The organism is Microbacterium sp. BK668 (genome assembly GCF_004362195.1).
Classification (GTDB): domain Bacteria; phylum Actinomycetota; class Actinomycetes; order Actinomycetales; family Microbacteriaceae; genus Microbacterium.
The window spans coordinates 785,211-804,223 of sequence record NZ_SNWG01000001.1; the positions used below are offsets into that span (position 1 = coordinate 785,211).

At 71.2% G+C, this 19,013-nt stretch carries 18 protein-coding genes; 6 read left to right on the forward strand and 12 right to left on the reverse strand.

What is annotated here, in order from left to right:
• Window positions 1–5: 5 nt before the first annotated feature.
• Together EV279_RS03470 and EV279_RS03475 are read left to right on the forward strand one after the other, a co-directional pair.
• Window positions 6–794 carry an ATP-binding cassette domain-containing protein gene (locus EV279_RS03470; RefSeq protein ID WP_133541523.1) on the forward strand — a complete coding sequence of 263 codons (789 nt, stop codon included), beginning with the start codon at window positions 6–8 and terminating at the stop codon, window positions 792–794.
• A complete protein-coding gene (locus EV279_RS03475; RefSeq protein WP_133541524.1) occupies window positions 791–2,059 on the forward strand; it encodes an ABC transporter permease in 1,269 nt (422 codons plus the stop codon). The genes EV279_RS03470 and EV279_RS03475 overlap by 4 nt, the downstream gene beginning before the upstream one ends.
• 74 nt (window positions 2,060–2,133) lie before the next feature.
• On the opposite strand, the gene pntB is transcribed toward EV279_RS03475, so the two are convergent.
• A complete protein-coding gene (gene pntB / locus EV279_RS03480) occupies window positions 2,134–3,534 on the reverse strand; it encodes a Re/Si-specific NAD(P)(+) transhydrogenase subunit beta (protein WP_133541525.1) in 1,401 nt (466 codons plus the stop codon).
• Window positions 3,531–5,081, reverse strand: a complete 1,551-nt coding sequence (locus EV279_RS03485; RefSeq protein ID WP_133541526.1) for a Re/Si-specific NAD(P)(+) transhydrogenase subunit alpha — start codon at window positions 5,079–5,081, stop codon at window positions 3,531–3,533. The genes pntB and EV279_RS03485 overlap by 4 nt, the downstream gene beginning before the upstream one ends.
• A 140-nt stretch (window positions 5,082–5,221) precedes the next feature.
• Here EV279_RS03485 and pyrE point away from each other — a divergent pair, with 140 nt between their 5' ends.
• Window positions 5,222–5,800: an orotate phosphoribosyltransferase gene (pyrE, locus tag EV279_RS03490; RefSeq protein WP_133541527.1), complete on the forward strand. Its 579-nt coding sequence runs from the start codon at window positions 5,222–5,224 to the stop codon at window positions 5,798–5,800.
• A 40-nt stretch (window positions 5,801–5,840) separates the two neighbouring features.
• Here pyrE and EV279_RS16985 read toward each other — a convergent pair whose 3' ends face one another.
• From EV279_RS16985 to EV279_RS03500, 3 genes are read right to left on the reverse strand one after another with little or no spacing between them, the layout of a single operon-like run.
• The gene (locus EV279_RS16985; protein WP_243728419.1) at window positions 5,841–5,966 is read right to left on the reverse strand and encodes an FAM174 family membrane protein; all 126 of its coding nucleotides are present in this window, start codon (window positions 5,964–5,966) and stop codon (window positions 5,841–5,843) included.
• Window positions 5,966–6,541, reverse strand: a complete 576-nt coding sequence (locus EV279_RS03495) for a YdeI/OmpD-associated family protein (RefSeq protein ID WP_133541528.1) — start codon at window positions 6,539–6,541, stop codon at window positions 5,966–5,968. Before EV279_RS03495 ends, EV279_RS16985 begins: the two co-directional genes overlap by 1 nt.
• Before the next feature lie 44 nt (window positions 6,542–6,585).
• Entirely contained in the window at window positions 6,586–7,395 is an 810-nt protein-coding gene (locus tag EV279_RS03500) for an HAD-IIA family hydrolase (RefSeq protein WP_133541529.1), read from the reverse strand.
• Window positions 7,396–7,438: 43 nt separating this feature from the next.
• Between EV279_RS03500 and EV279_RS03505 the strand changes: the two genes are divergently transcribed.
• The gene (locus EV279_RS03505) at window positions 7,439–8,386 is read left to right on the forward strand and encodes an SDR family NAD(P)-dependent oxidoreductase (protein ID WP_133541530.1); all 948 of its coding nucleotides are present in this window, start codon (window positions 7,439–7,441) and stop codon (window positions 8,384–8,386) included.
• A gap of 43 nt (window positions 8,387–8,429) precedes the next feature.
• Here the strand turns inward: EV279_RS03505 and EV279_RS03510 are convergent, their stop codons facing one another.
• The 6 genes from EV279_RS03510 to EV279_RS03535 form a co-directional block, all read right to left on the reverse strand.
• Window positions 8,430–9,065 (reverse strand): metal-dependent transcriptional regulator, encoded by a 636-nt coding sequence (locus EV279_RS03510; protein WP_133541531.1) that lies wholly within the window; start codon window positions 9,063–9,065, stop codon window positions 8,430–8,432.
• Window positions 9,066–9,103: 38 nt separating this feature from the next.
• Window positions 9,104–10,378 carry an Nramp family divalent metal transporter gene (locus EV279_RS03515; RefSeq protein ID WP_243728595.1) on the reverse strand — a complete coding sequence of 425 codons (1,275 nt, stop codon included), beginning with the start codon at window positions 10,376–10,378 and terminating at the stop codon, window positions 9,104–9,106.
• 239 nt (window positions 10,379–10,617) lie between these two features.
• The gene (locus EV279_RS03520; protein WP_133541532.1) at window positions 10,618–11,034 is read right to left on the reverse strand and encodes an ATP-binding protein; all 417 of its coding nucleotides are present in this window, start codon (window positions 11,032–11,034) and stop codon (window positions 10,618–10,620) included.
• Window positions 11,024–11,356: an STAS domain-containing protein gene (locus EV279_RS03525; protein ID WP_133541533.1), complete on the reverse strand. Its 333-nt coding sequence runs from the start codon at window positions 11,354–11,356 to the stop codon at window positions 11,024–11,026. Before EV279_RS03525 ends, EV279_RS03520 begins: the two co-directional genes overlap by 11 nt.
• Window positions 11,357–11,363: 7 nt before the next feature.
• Window positions 11,364–13,328, reverse strand: a complete 1,965-nt coding sequence (locus tag EV279_RS03530; RefSeq protein ID WP_133541534.1) for a glycosyltransferase family 2 protein — start codon at window positions 13,326–13,328, stop codon at window positions 11,364–11,366.
• Window positions 13,325–14,473, reverse strand: a complete 1,149-nt coding sequence (locus tag EV279_RS03535; protein WP_133541535.1) for a SpoIIE family protein phosphatase — start codon at window positions 14,471–14,473, stop codon at window positions 13,325–13,327. Before EV279_RS03535 ends, EV279_RS03530 begins: the two co-directional genes overlap by 4 nt.
• Before the next feature lie 110 nt (window positions 14,474–14,583).
• Here EV279_RS03535 and EV279_RS03540 point away from each other — a divergent pair, with 110 nt between their 5' ends.
• A complete protein-coding gene (locus EV279_RS03540; protein WP_133541536.1) occupies window positions 14,584–15,228 on the forward strand; it encodes a TrmH family RNA methyltransferase in 645 nt (214 codons plus the stop codon).
• A 113-nt stretch (window positions 15,229–15,341) separates the two neighbouring features.
• Here the strand turns inward: EV279_RS03540 and EV279_RS03545 are convergent, their stop codons facing one another.
• Window positions 15,342–16,661, reverse strand: a complete 1,320-nt coding sequence (locus EV279_RS03545; protein ID WP_133541537.1) for an MATE family efflux transporter — start codon at window positions 16,659–16,661, stop codon at window positions 15,342–15,344.
• 158 nt (window positions 16,662–16,819) lie between these two features.
• On the opposite strand from EV279_RS03545, the gene EV279_RS03550 reads away from it, so the two are divergent.
• On the forward strand, window positions 16,820–18,835 hold the full coding sequence (locus EV279_RS03550) for a M13-type metalloendopeptidase (RefSeq protein WP_133541538.1): 2,016 nt from the start codon (window positions 16,820–16,822) through the stop codon (window positions 18,833–18,835).
• Window positions 18,836–19,013 lie beyond the last annotated feature (178 nt).

The window sequence follows — 19,013 nt, forward strand, 5'->3', positions numbered from 1 at the left end:
CGAGCATGTCAGAACCCATCATCGAACTGCGGGGCGTGAAGAAGTCCTTCGGCCCCGTGAGCGTCTTGAAAGGGGTCGATCTCACGGTCCGCCCCGGCAAGGTGACGGCGCTCGTCGGCGACAACGGCGCCGGCAAGTCGACCCTCATCAAGGGCCTCGCCGGCGTGCAGCCGTACGACGAGGGCGAGGTCCTCATCGACGGCGAGCATCGGGGCCTGCACACCCCGCGCGAGGCGGCCGCGCTCGGCATCGAGGTCGTGTACCAGGACCTCGCCCTGTGCGACAACCTCGACATCGTCCAGAACATGTTCCTCGGTCGCGAAGAGCTCTCGTTCGGCACGTTCGACGAGGGCCGCATGGAGAAGGAGGCCTCCGACACTCTGAGGTCGCTGTCCGTGCGCACCGTCAAGTCCGTCCGTCAGAAGGTGTCGAGCCTCTCCGGCGGCCAGCGCCAGACGGTCGCGATCGCGCGCGCCGTGCTCAAGAAGGCGCGTGTGGTGATCCTCGACGAGCCGACGGCGGCTCTGGGCGTCGCGCAGACCGAGCAGGTGCTGCACCTCGTCGAGCGCCTCGCCGAGCAGGGTGTGGCCGTCGTCCTCATCAGCCACAACCTGGCCGACGTGTTCGCCGTGGCCGACGACATCGCCGTGCTGTACCTGGGGCAGATGGTGGCGCAGATCGACACGAAGGACACCAACCGCGACGACGTCGTGGGCTACATCACCGGCACGAAGACGATGGGCGTCGAGCTCATCGGCACCACGAACATCGAGACCAACGGGGGTGCGGCATGACCGTCTCGACGACCACGAACGCCGGGCCCGATCCCGTCGCGGGCGACCTCATCGGCAGCGGCGTCGAAGGCGGCGTCGGCGACCAGATCGGCGCGTGGTGGCAGCGGGTGCGCAGCGGTGACATGGGCGCGCTGCCCGCCGTCGGCGGCCTCGTCGTGCTCACCATCCTCTTCGCCTCGTTGAGCCCCTTCTTCCTCACGGAGCGGAACTTCGCGAACCTGCTGAACCAGGCGGCGACCCTCGTCATGCTCGGCATGGCGCTCGTCTTCGTCCTGCTCCTGGGCGAGATCGACCTGTCGGCCGGCGTCACGGGCGGTGTGGCGATGGCGCTGTTCGTCGTGCTCAACGCCCAGTTCGGTCTGCCCTGGCCGCTCGCGCTGCTGATCGGCTTCGGCTTCGGCATCGCCACAGGCGCCCTCATCGGCTTCTTCGTCGCGAGGGTCGGCATCCCATCGTTCGTCGTGACGCTGGGCCTGTTCCTGGGATACCAGGGCCTGGCGCTGCTCATCATCGGGTCGGGCGGTCTGTTCCGGCTCGAGGTGCCCGAGCTCATCGCGCTGCAGAACGGCAACCTGCCCCCGTGGGCCGGCTGGGCGATGCTCATCGTCATCCTGCTCGTCTCGGGAGGCACGTCGTTCTGGGACCGCGCGCGGCGGCGCCGCGCCGGCGTGCCGAACCGGACGATCGCCCTGGTGTGGGCGAAGCTCGCCGTCATCGCGGTCATCGGCGGCATCGCGGTATTCATCCTCAACCAGAACCGCGGCCAGTCGATCGTGGCGGTCGAGGGCGTGCCGATCATCGTCCCGATCGTGCTCGCGATCCTCTGGATCGGCACCTTCATGCTCGACCGCACGAAGTTCGGCCGGTACATCTACGCGATCGGCGGAAACGCCGAGGCGGCACGCCGCTCGGGCGTCAAGGTGCGCTGGGTGAAGTGGTGGGCGTTCGTCATCTGCTCGAGCCTGGCCGTCGTCTCGGCGCTGTTCAGCGTCTCGCGCGTCGGATCGGTGGATGCCACCGTCGGCCGTGACATCGTGCTGAGCGGCGTGGCCGCAGCCGTCGTCGGCGGCGTCAGCCTCTTCGGCGGACGCGGTCGTCTGATGCACGCGGCGATCGGTGCCCTCGTGATCGCCGTCATCACGAACGGTCTCGGTCTGCTGAACCTCGGCGCCGGCATCAACCTCATGGTCACCGGCGCGGTGCTGATCCTCGCCGCGACCGTCGACGCTCTGTCGCGCCTGCGCGGCAACGGCGTCAGAACCTGACGGAGCCCGACCGTCACCGAGGGAGCCCGGCCGCGAGGCCGGGCTCCCTCTCCATTCCGCCGGATCCCTCGGGGTCAGAGGGCGCGCAGGATGTCCTCGACCCGGTCCTTGGCATCGCCGAAGAGCATCTGGGCGTTCTCCCGGAAGAACAGCGGGTTCTGAACGCCGGCATACCCCGACGCCATCGAGCGCTTGAAGACGACGACGTTCTCGGCATCCCACACGCGCAGCACCGGCATCCCGGCGATCGGGGACGACGGGTCCTCCGACGCTGCCGGGTTGACCGTGTCGTTCGCCCCGATGACCAGCACGACCGACGTGTCGGAGAAGTCGTCGTTGATCTCATCCATCTCGAGGACGATGTCGTACGGCACCTTCGCCTCGGCCAGGAGGACGTTCATGTGCCCCGGGAGGCGACCGGCGACGGGATGGATGCCGAACCGCACGTCGACGCCGCGCTCGCGCAGCTGCGACGCGAGCTCTGCGACCGGGTACTGCGCTTGCGCGACGGCCATGCCGTACCCCGGCGTGATGACGACGCTCGACGCCGAGGCGAGGAGCTCGGCGACGCCCTGCGCGTCGATCTCCCGGTGCTCGCCCACCTCGTCGTCCGACGAGCGCGGGGCCTCGATGCCGAAGCCGCCCGCGATGACCGACAGGAACGAGCGGTTCATCGCCTTGCACATGATGTAGCTCAGGTACGCGCCCGACGAGCCGACGAGGGCGCCCGTCACGATCAGCAGGTCGTTGTCGAGGAGGAAGCCCGCGGCCGCCGCCGCCCAGCCGGAGTAGCTGTTGAGCATCGACACGACGACGGGCATGTCGCCCCCGCCGATCGAGGCGACCAGATGCCAGCCGAGGGCGAGCGCGAGGATCGTCACGACGATCAGGAGCCAGAGCTCGGGCGTGATGACGTACCAGACCGTCAGGGCGATGAAGACGACCAGAGCGCCGAGGTTGAGCGCGTTCCTGCCCGGCAGCATGAGGGGCTTCGACGACATCCGGGCCGAGAGCTTGAGGAAGGCGACGATCGACCCTGTGAACGTCACGCCGCCGATGAAGACCCCGATGAAGACCTCGGCGTGGTGGATGTCGGCCAGCGTCCCGGTCAGTCCGGTGTCGTACAGCGCGCCGTTCCAGCCGACGAGCACGGCGGCCAGACCCACGAAGCTGTGCAGCAGTGCGATGAGCTCCGGCATCCCGGTCATCTCGACCACCCGCGCCCGCCACAGGCCGATCGACCCGCCGATCAGCACCGCCACGACGAGCAGCACCAGCCCCAGTGGCGCACCCGGGGTGGTCCAGGCATCCTCAGCCGTGAGCCACGCCGTCGCGACCAGGGCGATCGCCATTCCGGCAATGCCGTAGACGACACCGCCGCGCGCCGTCTCGTGCTTGCTGAGTCCGTGCAGGCTCAGGATGAACAGGATCGCCGCGACGAGGTAGGCCGCGGTCGCGATCGACGCCGCGGTCACCTGTCGACGCCCTTGGAGAACATCGCGAGCATGCGGCGGGTGACCGCGAAGCCGCCGAAGATGTTGATGCTCGCCAGCAGCACCGCCGCCGTCGCCAGGACCTGCACCGTCGGATCCGGGACGGTGATCTGCACCATCGCGCCGACGATGATGATGCCCGAGATCGCGTTGGTCACGCTCATGAGCGGGGTGTGCAGGGCGTGGTGGACGTGCCCGATCACGTAGAAGCCGACGACGACCGACAGCACGAGCACCGTCAGGTGCTGCGGCAGGGGCGGCGGCGCGACGGCCGCGAGGGCGAAGAGCACCGCGACTCCGGCGACGAGGAGGCCGATGCGCGCGCCCCGCGAGATCCCCGCGCGCTTCGCGGGCGGCGTCGGGGGAACGGATGCCGCGGCCGCCGCACCGGCAGGCGCGGCCGACACGGCGACAGGCGGAGGCGGCCACGTCGACTCGCCGTCGCGGACGACGGTGATCGAACGCTGGACGACGTCGTCGAAGTCGAGGACGAGCGCGCCGTCCTTGCCCGGCGTCAGGAGCTTGACGAGATTGAGGAGGTTCGTCGCGTAGAGCTGCGAGGCCTGCGTCGGCAACCGCCCGGCCAGGTCGGTGTACCCGAGGATGACGACGCCGTTGCCGGTCACGACGCGCTCGCCGGCGACCGAGCCCTCGACGTTGCCGCCCTGCGAGGCGGCCATGTCGACGATGACGCTTCCGGGGCGCATCGCCGCGACATCCGCGGCCGTGACAAGCCGGGGCGCGGCGCGACCCGGGATCAGCGCCGTGGTGATGATGATGTCGACGTCTCGCGCCTGCGCCGAGTACAGGTCGGCCGCGGCGCGGTCGTAGGCCTCGCTCGTCGCGCGGGCATAGCCGTCGGCGGTCTGCATGTTCTCGTCCACCTCGACGGGGAGGTACTCGCCGCCGATCGAGCGCACCTGGTCGGCCACCTCCGGGCGGGGGTCCGTCGCCCGGACGATCGCGCCGAGGCTCGAGGCCGCGCCGATCGCCGCGAGTCCAGCGACGCCGGCACCCGCGACGAGCACCTTGGCCGGCGGCACCTTGCCGGCGGCGGTCACCTGGCCGGTGAAGAAGCGGCCGAACTCGTGCGCCGCCTCCACGACGGCGCGGTAGCCGGCGATGTTCGCCATCGAGCTGAGCACGTCCATCGACTGCGCGCGGGAGATGCGGGGCACGGCGTCGAGTGCGAGCGCCGTGATGCCGCGGGTGGTGAGCGACTCGCGGACGTCGGGGCGCAGGGCCGGGCTCAGCATTCCGAGAAGCGTCGCGCCGTCGGCGAGCAGGGCGACCTCGTCGGGCGTGGGCGGGTCGACCTTCAGCACGATGGGCGACGACCAGGCCGTCACGCGATCGACGATCTCGGCGCCGGCCCCCTCGAAGTCGGTGTCGGGGAACGCGGATGCCTCGCCCGCACTCCTTTCGACCACGACCTCGTACCCGAGCCCGCGCAGCTTGCCGACGGTGACGGGCGTCGCGGCGACGCGGTTCTCTCCGGGCTGTTCAGCGACGATGCCGATGCGGGTCATCCAGGCTCCTGTGCTCACGTCCGAGCGCCGGCGCAGCAGCCGGGGCGGGCTGCGTCGGCGCACTTCCTCCGACTCTAGGAGCCGCCCGGACCCGGAGGCGCTCGGAACGCTCACGAACGTGTTTCGATACCCTCGGACGTATGACCGTCGCCTCGACGCCCGACCTCGAACTCGACCGCCACAACCTCATCGCCCTCATCAAGGCGGAGGCGGTCTTCCACGGCGACTTCACGCTGTCGAGCGGCAAGAAGGCCTCGTACTACGTCGACATGCGCAAGCTCACCCTCGACCACCGCGCTGCGCCCGCGATCGGCCGCATCATGCTCGACCTCATCCGCGACATCGACGGCGTCGTCGCGGTGGGCGGCCTGACGCTCGGCGCCGACCCCATCGCCAACGCCGTCATGCACGAGTCCGCCCGGACCAACACGCCCCTCGACGCCTTCGTCGTCCGCAAGGAGCCCAAGGACCACGGGCGCGGCCGCCAGGTGGAGGGGGCGGATGTCGTAGGCAAGCGCGTCGTCGTCGTCGAAGACACCTCGACCACGGGCCAGTCGGCGCTGAAGGCCGTCGAGGCGCTGCGGCGCGAGGGCGCCGAGCCCGTCGCGGTCGCCGTCGTCGTCGACCGCAGGACCGGCGCCCAGGCCGCGGTCGAGGCGGAGGGCCTGCAGTGGCTTGCCGCGGTCGACCTCGACGACCTCGGCCTGCAGCCGCAGTGAGCCCTGAAGCCCGCGCCACACTCGAACCCGCTGGGCGGCGTCAGTCGTCGCCGCGGCCGTCCTTGTCGCGACGATTCATGCGGACGAGCTGCACGACGAACACGACCAGGGTCGCGGCGAGTACGACGATCGTCACGCCGTAGAGGAGCGCTTGCTCGGTGGCCATCAGCCCGGCCTCTTCCCCTCGGCGGCGTCGCCGACGATCCGTGCGATCCGCGCAGCGCGCGTCTCTGGCCGCCGCGCCGAGTCGACCGCCGAGATCCCGAACTTGCGCGCAGACGGCGGGAACGCGTCCCACTTCTCGCGCGCGATCGGGTCGGCGTCGAGGGCAGCCGCGAGGTCATCGGGCTCGCGCAGCGCCTCCGCGTTGTCGAGGATCGTCCACGACCCGTTGGCCTTCGCGACCTGGACGGCCTTGATCCCCGCGGGGGCCATGAGCCCTTCGCGCTCGAGGATCTCGAGCCGCGCCTTGTTCGTCGCGGCCCACCCGCTCGAGGGGCGGCGGGGCGCGAACCACAGTCCGCCCGTCTGCTCGTCGAACGACCGGACGGGACCGTCGATCCACCCGAAGCACAGCGCCTGCATGATGGCATCCTCGTACGCGACGAGCTCGAGGCCCGAGCCGGGCCGGGGCCGCACGAGCCAGGCCCCCGTGGAGGTCGCGTGATTGTCTTCGAGCCACGCGCGCCAGGCCGCGGCATCCGTCGCCATGACCCTCTCGCCGTCGTCGAGCGCGCCCATGCAGGGACCTTATCGCGAACAGCCGACAGGGCAGCGGGTCGACGTCACAGCCCTTCGGGCAGCTCCGACTCGATCGGCTCGGCCGACAGCAGGTCGGCGACGGAGTCGAGCACCTCGTCGGGCCGGAAGGGGTAGCGCTCGATCTCGGCGGGGTCGCTGATGCCGGTGAGCACGAGCACGGTGTGCAAGCCCGCCTCGATGCCGGCGACGACGTCGGTGTCCATCCGATCGCCGATCATCCCGGTCGTCTCGGAGTGCGCGCCGATGCGGTTGAGCGCCGAGCGGAACATCATGGGGTTCGGCTTGCCGACGACGTACGGCTCCTTGCCCGTGGCCTTCGTGATGAGGGCGGCGAACGACCCCGTCGCGGGCACGACGCCGCTCGGCGTCGGCCCCGTCGCGTCGGGGTTCGTCACGATGAACCGCGCACCGGCGTTGATGAAGCGGATGGCCTTGGTGATCGCCTCGAACGAGTACTGCCGGGTCTCGCCGACCACGACGTAGTCCGGCTGCGACTCGGTCATGATGAAGCCGGCCTCGTGGAGCGCCGTGGTGAGGCCGGCCTCGCCGATCACGAACGCGGTGCCGCCCGGAAGCTGCGAGTGCAGGAAGTCCGCGGTCGCGAGGGCCGATGTCCAGATGCTCTCCTCGGGGACGTCCAGGCCAGACCGCCGCAGCCGGGCGCTCAGGTCGCGCGGCGTGAAGATCGGATTGTTCGTCAGGACGAGGAAGGGCGTCCCGGAGTCGCGCCACTGCGCCAGCAGCTCACTGGCGCCCGGGATCGGGCGGTTCTCGTGGACGAGGACGCCGTCCATGTCGGTGAGCCAGCACTCGATGTCGGCGCGTGTCCGCATGGGCCCAGCCTATCCGGCGGCCCCGCGCCGTAATCTCGAACCCGTGGCCCGCCCCGACTGGGATCCCCAGCTCCTTCCCGACCTGCACGGACGCACCTACCTCGTCACCGGCGCCAACGCCGGGCTCGGCTACTTCTCGACCGAGCAGCTGGCGAGGGCCGGTGCGCACGTCGTCATGACCGGACGGCATCCGAACCGGCTCTCGGCGGCGCGCAGCGCGCTTCTGCGGCGGGTTCCGGATGCCTCGGTCGAGAGCATGCTGATCGACACGAGCAATCTCGGCTCCGTGCGGGCCGCGGCCGCCTCGGTGCGCGGTCGCGGCGAGCTCGACGGCCTCCTCCTCAACGCCGGAATCGTGCACCCCCCGAGGCAGCGCGAGCAGACGCAGGACGGCAGCGAGCTCGTCCTCGCGACGAACGCCCTCGGGCACTACGCGCTGGCCGGCGAGCTGCTGCCGACGCTGGCCGCAGCATCCGGCCGCATGGTCTGGGTCGGCAGCATGTCGACGACGATCAGCCCCTACGACCCGGTCGACCCGCAGCTGGTGGACTCCTACACCCCGTGGCGCGCCTACGTGCAGTCCAAGATCGCCACGAGCGTGCTCGGCTTCGAGGCGGACCGCCGGCTCCGCGACGCCGGCGTGCACGTCGCGAGCCTCGTCACCCACCCCGGCTACTCCACGAGCGGGCGGACCCCCGGCATCCATGGAGTCAACGAGCCGTCGCGGATGACGCGCTTCGTCGACAACCTCCAGGCGGTGGTCGCGCAGTCCAAGGAGCACGGCGCGTGGCCGCTCGTGCGGGCGCTCGTCGACCGCGACATCGAGGGAGGCGCGTTCGTCGGCCCCAGGGCCGGCACGCGCGGTGCTCCGGTCATCGCGAAGCCGTCGCGCATCGTGCGCCGCACCGACATCGCGGAACGCCTCTGGAGTCTCGCCGAGGAGGCGACCCGGGTGAGCTGGCCCTTCGCCCGGGCGGCTCGCGTGCGCTGATCGGCCCGCCGGGCTGCCCGCGCACGCCCGCCCGATCGGCGGGTCAGGCGGTCAGCCACACCGCCGATGCCGCTCCGTCGGGCAGATGCACGTCGGTGTCCGCGATGCGGAGGGTCGCGGCATCCCGGACCGTCGCGGCAGCGCCGACCGTGACGCCGGCGCTCTCGATCTCGCGCAGGAGGGCGCCGTCGCGATCGCTCACCCGCAGCACGCGACCCGAGTGCCCGGGAGCCGCGGCGGCGAGCAGCACGAACGGCTCGCGGTGCACGCGGCCGGAGGCGTCGGGGATCGCGTCGCCGTGCGGGTCGTGAGTCGGGCGCCCGAGGCGCTCGTCGATGCCCTCGAGCAGACGGTCGCTGATCGCGTGCTCGAGCACCTCGGCCTCGTCGTGCACCTCGTCCCACCCGTAGCCGAACTCCCGCACGAGCCACGTCTCGATGAGGCGATGACGACGGATGATCGCCGCGGCGCGCAGCTGCCCCGCCTCGGTCAGCGCGATGGGACCGTACGGCCGGTGCGCCACGAGGGCGTGCGCGGCGAGCTTCTGCACCATCTCGGTCACGCTCGACGGTGCGAGACCGAGCTCGGCGGCCAGCTGCGACGGCGTGATGCGCTCGTCCTGCCACTCGGTGTGGTGGTAGATCGTCTTCAGGTAGTCGTCGACGGCGGGGGACGGCACGGGAACAGGCTACCCGCGCGGGCGCCGGCCCTCCGGCGTCAGGCGCCCGTGAAGACGAGCCACAGGAGCGTCGCGTTCAGGGCGATGAGGAACACGGATGCCGCGACCCCCGCCGCCGTCGTCACCGCGCGATTGCGGAACCGGCCGAGCACCTCGCGCTTGGACGTCAGCGCGACCAGCGGGATGAGTGCGAACGGGATCCCGAACGAGAGGACGACCTGGCTCAGCACGAGCGCGAGCGTCGGGTCGAACCCGGCCGCGAGGATGACCAGCGCCGGGATCAGCGTCACCAGCCGCCGGGCGAGGAGCGGCACGCGGACGCGCAGCAGGCCGTGCATGATCTCGGCCCCCGCGTACGCGCCGACCGAGGTCGAGGCGAGTCCGCTCGCGAGGAGGCCCACGGCGAACAGCGTGGCGACGGCGGGGCCGAGGCCGGCGTACAGCGCCGCATAGGCGCCCTCGAGGGAGTCGGTGCCCGGCACGCCCGCGAGGTTCGCCGCCGCGAGCAGCAGGATGCAGAGATTCACCGTGCCCGCGATGATCATCGCGATCGAGACGTCCCACCGCGTCGCCCGCAGCAGCCGGCTCGTGGGGATGCCGCGGAGCTCGGCCAGGTCGGAGGGCTGCGGCGACGGGCGGGACGCGCCCGTTCCGGCGGCCGTTCCGGCGCCCGCCGGAGCGAACCGGTCGCGGGCCAGCGCGCTGTGCGCGTAGATCGCGTGGGGCATGATCGTCGCGCCGAGGATGGATGCCGCGAGCAGCACCGACCCGGCCCCCTCGAAGCGCGGAACGAGGCCTTCGATCACTCCGGCCGCGTCGGGAGGCGCCACGAGCACGCCGAACGTGAACCCGATCGCGATGACGGCGAGGAGGCCGATGACGACGAACTCGAACATCCTCGGCCCGCGGCGGGACTGGATGAGCAGGAGCACGATCGAGACCGTGCCCGTGATCGCGCCGCCCCACAGGAGCGGGAGGCCGAAGAGCAGGTTCAGGGCGACGGCGCCCCCGATGACCTCGGCGATGTCGGTCGCCATGGCCACGAGCTCGGCCTGCAGCCAGTACGCGCGTCGGGCCCACGGATTGCGGATGCGGCCGCCGAGGGTCTCGGGGAGGCTCCGCCCGGTGACGATGCCGAGCTTCGCCGAGAGGTACTGGATGAGCCAGGCCATGACGTTCCCGAGCACGACGACCCAGACGAGCAGGTAGCCGTACACGGCGCCGGCGGTCATGTTGCTCGCGACGTTGCCGGGGTCGAGGTAGGCGACCCCCGCGACGAGGGCAGGACCGATGAGCCACGCGAGCCGGGGCATGCCGACGCGGCGCGCAGGCGCGTCGCCCAGCGCCGCTGGCCCCATCGCGGTTTTCGGCATGCCGAAAACCTACGCGATTTTTCGGCGTACCGAAAGCCCGCGATCGCGCCACCTCGCGCCGAGTCGAGGTTGCGGGGTCGAGTCGAGCCACCGCGGGGCATGCCTCACGCCCGGAATCTCGACTCGGCGAAACGAGGCAGGGCGCGGAGCGCCGGGCGGGGGTGGCGCGGGACGGCGGACTACGGGCGCAGGGTGCGGCGGAGCCGCCACACGTTGCCCCCCGACCCCTCGTGGGTGAAGGCGTCCAGCGCCGCGAGGGCGAGCGCGAGCCCCCGGCCGGACTCGGCATCCGTCCCCGGCATCGTGGCGTTGAGGAGGCTCACGGGAGCGGGATCGGCGTTGTCGGTGAACGCCGCCTCGATGGCGCCGGAGGCGACGGATGCCTCGAACGCGGCCTCGATCGGATGCCCCGCCGACGCGTGCGTCACGATGTTCGTCGCGACCTCGCTCGCCGCAAGGGTGAACAGGAGCCGGTCTTCGTCGCGCACCTCCGGTGCGGCGAGCCACAGCTGCTCGAGGGCGTCGTGGATCCCGTCGATGAAGCGCGGGTCGGCCGCGCCCTCGACGCGCACCGCGGGCGTCCGGTCAGGCGTCATCGAACGCCGACGCCGCTGTCGGGTGATCGCGGAGCACCCGGTCGAGGTTGGTGAGCTTCAGTACCTTGCGAACGGCGTCGGGCGTGGCGGCGATGCGGAGGTCGCCGCCGGCCAGGCGGGCCGACTTCAGGCCGCCGATGAGCGCCCCGAGACCCGACGAGTCGACGAACTGGGTGCCGGCGAGGTCGACGACGATCCTGGCCGTCCCGCCTGCGATGAGGTCGTCGACGGCGGAGCGCAGCTGCGGCGCTCCCGTCGCGGTGAGGCGGCCGAGGGGCGAGATGACGGCGTAGCCGTCGGCGTGCGTGACGTTCAGCTCCATAGTGCTCCTAAGTGTCCGACGGATCCGACGCGGCCAGCGGCTGCGGCGCGGGGCCGCGATAGAGCGCGGCCTGGATGATGACGCTCAGAACGGCGAGGTCGTAGATCACCCAGGCGGTGTTGACGAGGGTGCCGGTGCCGTCCGCCGTGCCGAGGCCCAGGCGCACGAGACCGATCACGAGGGCGACCGTCAGCACCGCGATGGCGGTCAGCTGCGGCCAGATCTCGCGCCACGGCGGGCCGCCCTCGGCGCGGCCGTCCTTCTTGGTCACGGCGAAGCTCAGAGGCTTGCCGAACACGACGTTCGCGAACGCGCTCGTGCACGCCTTGATCCACACCGGGAAGAGGGCGAGGGAGTACTGCTGGCCGCGCCACGTCTTGATGCCGCGTGCCACGACGAGGAAGAGGATCTGGTTGACGAGGAAGTATGGGAGGAACCGGATGAAGAAGTCCAGGCTCCATGCGGTGACCGGCATGACCCCGAACACGAGGTAGATGACGGGCGCCGCGAGGTAGATGATCGCGGTGAATCCGGACAGGTAGCTCCACATCGTCGCGAAGTACATGAGTCGCTGACCGGCGGTGAGGCCCTTCTTGACGAGGGGATTGTCGCGCAGCATGACCTGGAGCGTGCCCTGCGCCCACCGCAGGCGCTGGGTGAGCATCGTGCGGAGGTCCTCGGGGGCGAGGCCGTGCGCGAGGATCTCGTGGTGGTAGACGCTTCGCCACCCGAGCGAGTGCAGCTGCATGGCCGTGGCCATGTCCTCGGTGACCGAGATCGTGGCGAGGGGCTGGACGGGCTGCGCCTCGCCGGGGCGGTCCACGCGGAGCGCCTCGACGAGCGCCGACACCGACTCCACCGTGCCGAGGGGGGACAGCTCGCGCGCCGACAGCGCGTCGAGGCCCTCGTCGTCGATCACGATCGCGTCGAGCTCGGCATCCCGCTCGACCGGCAGCTCGCCGATGGCGGCGAGGTCGGCGCGGACGCCGGCGAGGTCTCGCGCGACGAGCCGCTTGGATGCCGAATGCACGGCCGCCTGGACCCGGTAGGTGACATCGGCGATCGGCGCACCGCCCGCGATCTCCGCGCGCGCACGGCCCACCTCGGCGCCGAGCGTCACGAGCTCGCCGCGGATCGCGGCATCCGTCGACGACTTCTTCGACGCGCGCACGAGCATCGTCTCGGCGGCCCTGAGGGTCTGAACCGTCGACTTCTCGAGGTCGCGGACGTACCCGACGACGCCGAGCTGCATGAGCGCGTCCCGGCGGAGGATGGCGTTGGAGCCGCAGAAGAAGGCCGCGTTCCAGCCGTCCTTGCCCTGCTGGATCGGACCGTAGAACAGCGGCGCCTGGCTGCCGAGCGGATCGGCCTCGTCGACGTTGCTGAACCACTGCGGCGTCTGCACGAGCGCGACCTCGGGGTCGTCGGCGAAGTACCCCAGCGTGCGATGCAGGATGAGGGGGTCGGGCACCTGATCGGCGTCGAGGATGAGGAGGAACTCCCCCTCGGTCTGGAAGAGGGCGTTGTTGAGATTGCCCGCCTTGGCGTGGCGCGGCTTGTCCTTCCAGTCCGCCGAGCGCGTGATGTAGCCGATCCCCGCGGCGCGCGCCGCCCCCTCCATGTCGGGCCGTGCGCCGTCGTCGAGGATCCACGTCCGGTGGGGGTAGGCGATGCGCTTCGCGGCGGTCGACGTCGCCATCACGAGGTCGATCGGCTCGTTGTACGTGGTGATGAAGACGTCGACCGTCCCGGTCGGCGGCGAGGTGGGCGCCGGCCTCTCCTTCGCGCGCCACATCGTCGCGGCGAAGAGGAAGGTGTCGATGAGGCTGTAGGTCTCGGCGATGACGAGCGGCACGGCGATCCACCACGCCGACCAGTTCACCGAATCCAGCCAGCGCCACGCGATGTAGTTGACGCCGAGGATCACCGAGAGCGCCGCGAGGATGCGGATCGTGGCGAAGCGCGCGGTCACGCCTGCCTCCTCACGACGACGACCGTGACGTCGTCGGGCGCGTGCTCGGCGCGGGCGAGGCGCGCCGCCTCCTCGACGGCGCCCTGCGGGCCGAGGTCGCGCAGGACGTCCCGGACGTGGCCGAACGGATCGGCCGGATCGAGCACGTCGAGCAGTCCGTCGCTGCAGCACACGAACGTGTCGCCGGGCTGCAGCGCGATGGTCGCCTCGACGCGCTCCTCGCCGAGTCCCATCCCGAGCGGCAGTCCCGTCGACCGCAGCTGCTCCCAGTCGTCGTCGGCGCGCAGCACGAAGGCGAGACTGTGGCCGGCGTCGATGAACGAAAGGCGCCCCGACGGGATGTCGAGATCGACGTGGACTGCCGTGACGAAGGTGCTCGTGTCGCCGATGTCCTGCTCCAGCAGCCGGTCGACATCGCCGACCGAGGCGGCCAGCGACCGGTCGGGCGCGGTGCGCAGCGACGCCCGGACCCCCGAGGCGATGATGGCGGGCCCCGCGCCCTTGCCCATGACGTCGGCCAGCGTGAGCCGGAGGCTGTCGCCGTGCAGATACCAGTCGTAGATGTCGCCGAGGATCTGCCCGGCGGGGACCGCCGTCGCGGCGAGGACGTAGCCGGGGACGACCGGCGTGCGGCGCGGCAGGAGCGCGCGCTGCAGGAGGGATGCCTCGTCCAGCTCCCGGTCGCGCGCGAGCTCGCCCTGCACCCACTGGGCGAGGTCGCGCAGCAGATCGCGCTGATGCGCGTCGAGGGCGCGCGGCTCGACGTCGAGCAGGCAGAGGGTGCCGACCTGCTCGCCGCTGGGAGCCTGGAGCGGATGCCCGGCGTAGAACCGCAGGTGCGGATCTCCGACGACGAAGGGGTTCGTCGCGAAGAGCTCGTCGGAAGATGCGTCCTCCACCACGTAGGTGCCGCCCTGGCGGATCGTCAGGTCGCAGAAGGCACCCTCGCGGGGCGCCTCGTCGCTCAGCCCGATCTGCGACTTCCGCCACTGCCGGTCGCGATCGATCAGCGTGACGCTCACCATCGGCACGTGGAAGAGCTCTTGCGCCAGGCGGGTCACGCGGTCCACGCGTTCGTCCGGCGGCGTATCGAGCACCCCCATCGCATCGAGCGCGCGCTGGCGCCTGCTCTCATCGATCGACATGGGCCCCCCGTCCGGTGACAGATGCACTTCCCAGTATGTTCAGATCTTCGGAGCCGGTCGATCGGCCGTTCGGGGGACGAGCCGGATTGCGATGCGGATAGCCTGAGCCGGTGACAGACGCCGCCGAGCCCCGCGAGCCGGCCGAGCCGCGGCTGCCGCACGGCGTCGGCCCGTGGCCCGGCGGCCGGGAGGCGTGGCCCGCCGACCCGCGGTACGACCCCGACCTGCTTGCGCACGGCGACACCCGCAACGTGGTCGACGGCTATCGCTACTGGTCGATGGACGCGATCGTGGCAGATCTCGACGGGAAGCGGCATCCGTTCCATGTCGCGATCGAGAACTGGCAGCACGACATGAACATCGGCTCGATCGTGCGCAGCGCCAACGCGTTCCTCGCCGCCGAGGTGCACATCGTCGGCCGGCGACGCTGGAACCGCCGCGGCGCGATGGTGACGGACCGCTACCAGCATGTGCGCCACCACGAGGACGTCGCCGCCTTCGCGCGGTGGGCGGATGCCGCGGGCCTGCCGGTCGTCGCGATCGACAACGTCGAGGGGTCGATCCCGCTCGGCCGCGCCGACCTGCCCGAGCGGTGCGTCCTGCTGTTCGGCCAGGAAGGACCGGGGCTCTCGCGCGAGGCGCTCGCCGCGGCATCCCGGACCGTCGAGATCACGCAGTACGGCTCGACCCGCTCGATCAACGCCAGCGCGGCCGCCGCCGTCGTGATGTACGAGTGGTGCCGCCGCTGGGCCTGAGCCGAGTCAGGCGAGTCAGCACATCGGTGCCCGAGTTCGCACCCCGGGACAGGCCGCGAGTGCGAGGTGGCGCCCGAGTGTGCGAGGTCGAGCCGCGCTGAGCCGACGCCCGGTCATGCGCCGACGGTCATCCAGGCGGCGCCGCGGACACGCCAGCCCAGGGTCGCGAGCCTCGCGAGCATGTAGACGCCGAAGAACGCGACCGCGAGCCACGCGAGCCCCGCCGCACCCGTCGGCTGCAGCCACGCCAGGACGAAGAGGCACGGCAGGAACGGCACGAGGTTCACCAGCCCCACGATCGCGAGGTAACGGCCGTCTCCCGCGCCGATGAGCACCCCGTCGAGCACGAACACGACGCCGCAGACCGGCTGTGCGACGGCGAGCACGAGCAGCGCGGGCTGGATGAGCGCGGCAATCGCGGCATCCCCTGTGAAGAGCAGCCCGATGACCCCCGACAGCAGCGCGATGCCGCCGCCCACGGCGACGCCGAACCACGCGCCCCACGCGACCGTCCGCCCGAGGACCCGGTGGACCAGCGGCGCGTCGTCGGCCCCGAGCCCCTTGCCGATGAGGGCCTGCGCCGCGATCGCCAGGGCGTCCAGCGCGAACGCGGCCGTCGAGAAGATCGTGAAGGCGACCTGCCAGCCGGCGAGCTCGGCGGTGCCGAGTCCCGTCGCGACGAGCACCGTCGCCAGCAGCGCGATGCGGAGGGTCACGGTGCGCAGGAACAGCCATCCGCCCGAGCGCGCAGACCCGCGCACCCCTTCCCGCTGCGGGCGAACGGATGCCTCGTGCCGCCGCGCGAGCCGGCCGACCACGAGGACGTAGGCGGCCACCATGCCCCACTGGGCCACGACGGTCCCCGCGGCGGAGCCGGAGATGCCCCAGCCGAGGCCGTAGATGAATGCCCAGTTGAGCACGGCGTTCGCCGCGAAGCCGAGGCCCGCGATCCACAGCGGGGTGACCGTGTCCTGCATGCCGCGCAGGAGGCCCGTCGCGGCGAAGACGACGAGCATCGCGGGAAGACCCCACATCGAGATGCCGAGGTACGCCTCCGCCTCGGCCGCGACCTCGGGCGTCGCGCCGAAGAGGCCGACGAGGAAGGGCGTCGCGACGAACCCGGCGAGCGCGAGCGCCGCGCCGAGGCCGAGGGCGAGCCACATGCCGTCGATCCCGACCGAGACGGCCCTCGTGGGGTCGCCCGCGCCGAAGCGCCGCGCGACGGCGGGCGTCGTCGAGTAGGCGAGGAAGACCATGAGCCCGACGATGGTCTGCAGGACCGCTGAGGCGATCCCGAGGCCGGCCAGCGGCACGACCCCGAGATGCCCGACGAGGGCGGCGTCGACGATGAGGAACAGCGGTTCGGCGACGAGTGCGCCGAGGGCGGGCACCGCGAGCCGCAGGATGTCGCGGTTCAGCGTGTCGACGGCCACCCTCCGAGCCTACGGCGGGGAGATCGCGGCATCCGCTCCCCGTCGTCGGAGGATCGCGGCGACGTCGGAGGATCCGGCGCGAAACGCCCGACGTCCGTTGCAGACTCCGACCGTCGCGCGCACGGCTGGCAGGCGGCCCGACCGCATATCCTGGACGGATGACCGAGACCCCCCGATCCGGTCTCATGCTCGATGAGCTGAGCGCTGAGATCCGCCCGCAGGACGACCTCTTCCGTCACGTCAACGGCGCGTGGCTCGACCGCACCGAGATCCCCGAGGACAAGGCCCGCTGGGGCTCCTTCCACCTCATCGCCGAGCAGGCGGAGAAGGACGTCCGCGCCATCGTCGAGGAGTCGCAGCGGGCCGAGCACGGCAGCGAGGCACGCAAGATCGGCGACCTCTACACGAGCTTCATGGACACGGAGCGGATCGCCGAGCTGGGCGCCCAGCCGCTCGCGGAGCGTCTGGCCCGGGTCGACGCGATCTCGTCGATCCCCGAGCTGCTCCAGACCGTCGGCGAGTTCGAGCGCGACGGCCTCGGCGGCATGGTGACCCTCTACGTCGAGCCCGATCCCGGCAACCCCACCCGGTATCTGCCCTTCCTGGTCCAGGGCGGGCTGTCGCTGCCCGACGAGTCGTACTACCGGCTCGACAACTTCGCCGAGCCCCGCATCGCCTTCCGCGAGCACGTCGAGCGGATGCTGGGGCTCGCCGGCATCGCGGACCCCGCGGCGACCGCCGACCGCATCACGACGCTCGAGACCGAGCTCGCCGAGCACCACTGGGACAACGTCCGCAGCCGCGACGCGGTCGCGACCTACAACCTCCGGACGTGGGCCGAGGTACAGGAGCTCGTGGGCGTCGACCTCCAGCCGTGGCTCGACGGGATCGCGCCGCGGCATCCCGACGCCTTCGCGGAGGTCGTCGTCTACCAGCCGAGCTTCCTCGAGGGTCTCGGGACGCTCCTCACCGAGGAGCGCCTCGAGGACTGGAAGGCGTGGCTGCGCTTCTCGGTCGTCCACGCGGCCGCCCCGTTCCTCACCGACGATTTCGTCGACGAGAACTTCTCGTTCTACGGCACGCAGCTCACCGGCGTCCCCGTCATCCGCGAGCGGTGGAAGCGCGGCGTCGGGCTCGCCGAGGCGGCCATGGGCGAGGCGATCGGCAAGGTCTACGTCGAGCGCCACTTCCCGCCCGCGGCCAAGGAGGCGATGGACGAGCTCGTCCAGAACCTCATCGAGGCGTACCGGCAGAGCATCCGGGGCCTCGAGTGGATGAGCCCCGAGACGCGCGAGCGAGCGCTCGCGAAGCTCGACGCCTTCACCCCCAAGATCGGCTACCCGGTGAAGTGGAAGGACTACTCGGGCCTCGAGATCGACCCCGCCGACCTGGTGGGCAACGTGGGTCGCTCGCACGTGCTGGAGCACGACCGCCAGCTCGACAAGGTCGGCAAGCCCATCGACCGCGACGAGTGGTACATGACGCCGCAGACGGTCAACGCCTACTACAACCCGCTCATGAACGAGATCGTCTTCCCCGCCGCGATCCTGCAGTACCCCTTCTTCGAGGTGGACCGGGATGCCGCGGCCAACTACGGCGGCATCGGCGCAGTGATCGGGCACGAGATCGGTCACGGGTTCGACGACCAGGGGAGCCGCTTCGACGGCGACGGGTCGCTGCGGGACTGGTGGACCGACGAGGACCGCGCCGCCTTCGAGGAGCGCACGAAGAACCTCATCGAGCAGTTCAACGGCCTCACGCCGCGCGGTCTGTCGGACGAGCACAAGGTCAACGGCGCGCTCACGATCGGCGAGAACATCGGCGACCTCGGCGGCCTCGGCATCGCGATCAAGGCCTACGAGCTGTCGCTGGGGAGCACGGCGGACTCGGACACCGAATCGTCGTCGACCGACGACGCCCCGCGGCCCGTCGAGGCGCCCGAGATCGACGGGTTCACCGGCATCCAGCGGCTCCTGCTCAGCTGGGCGCAGATCTGGCAGCAGAAGGGCCGGGATGCCGAGACCATCCGCCTCCTGACGATCGACCCGCACTCGCCGAACGAGTTCCGGTGCAATCAGATCGTCCGCAACATCGACGCGTTCTACGATGCATTCGGTGTGACCGACGCGGATGCCCTGTGGCTCCCGGAGGACTCACGCGTCACCATCTGGTGACGTCCCTGCGCCGACGGCCGGGTTCCCGGTCGGTCGTCGACGCGCGCCAGCCGTTCCAGCACCCACAACCGAACAACGGATGCCCTGCATCGGCGCCTCGCCGCGCACCCTTTCCGTTTTCCCGGACACCACGAAAGGACACGCCCTCGTGGGCACGCCCCCAGAGCCCGAACGGGCC

Excerpts from the sequence above, each read along its gene's own strand:
- EV279_RS03485 (WP_133541526.1), bottom strand. The coding sequence starts at position 5,081 with ATGACCCGCATCGGCATCGTCGCTGAACAGCCCGGAGAGAACCGCGTC.
- EV279_RS03520 (WP_133541532.1), bottom strand. The coding sequence starts at position 11,034 with ATGACGCCTGACCGGACGCCCGCGGTGCGCGTCGAGGGCGCGGCCGAC.
- EV279_RS03550 (WP_133541538.1), top strand. The coding sequence starts at position 16,820 with ATGACCGAGACCCCCCGATCCGGTCTCATGCTCGATGAGCTGAGCGCT.
- EV279_RS03515 (WP_243728595.1), bottom strand. The coding sequence starts at position 10,378 with ATGCCCCGGCTCGCGTGGCTCATCGGTCCTGCCCTCGTCGCGGGGGTC.
- EV279_RS16985 (WP_243728419.1), bottom strand. The coding sequence starts at position 5,966 with ATGGCCACCGAGCAAGCGCTCCTCTACGGCGTGACGATCGTCGTACTC.
- EV279_RS03470 (WP_133541523.1), top strand. The coding sequence starts at position 6 with ATGTCAGAACCCATCATCGAACTGCGGGGCGTGAAGAAGTCCTTCGGC.
- EV279_RS03475 (WP_133541524.1), top strand. The coding sequence starts at position 791 with ATGACCGTCTCGACGACCACGAACGCCGGGCCCGATCCCGTCGCGGGC.
- EV279_RS03535 (WP_133541535.1), bottom strand. The coding sequence starts at position 14,473 with ATGTCGATCGATGAGAGCAGGCGCCAGCGCGCGCTCGATGCGATGGGG.
- EV279_RS03525 (WP_133541533.1), bottom strand. The coding sequence starts at position 11,356 with ATGGAGCTGAACGTCACGCACGCCGACGGCTACGCCGTCATCTCGCCC.
- pyrE (WP_133541527.1), top strand. The coding sequence starts at position 5,222 with ATGACCGTCGCCTCGACGCCCGACCTCGAACTCGACCGCCACAACCTC.
- EV279_RS03495 (WP_133541528.1), bottom strand. The coding sequence starts at position 6,541 with ATGGGCGCGCTCGACGACGGCGAGAGGGTCATGGCGACGGATGCCGCG.
- EV279_RS03500 (WP_133541529.1), bottom strand. The coding sequence starts at position 7,395 with ATGCGGACACGCGCCGACATCGAGTGCTGGCTCACCGACATGGACGGC.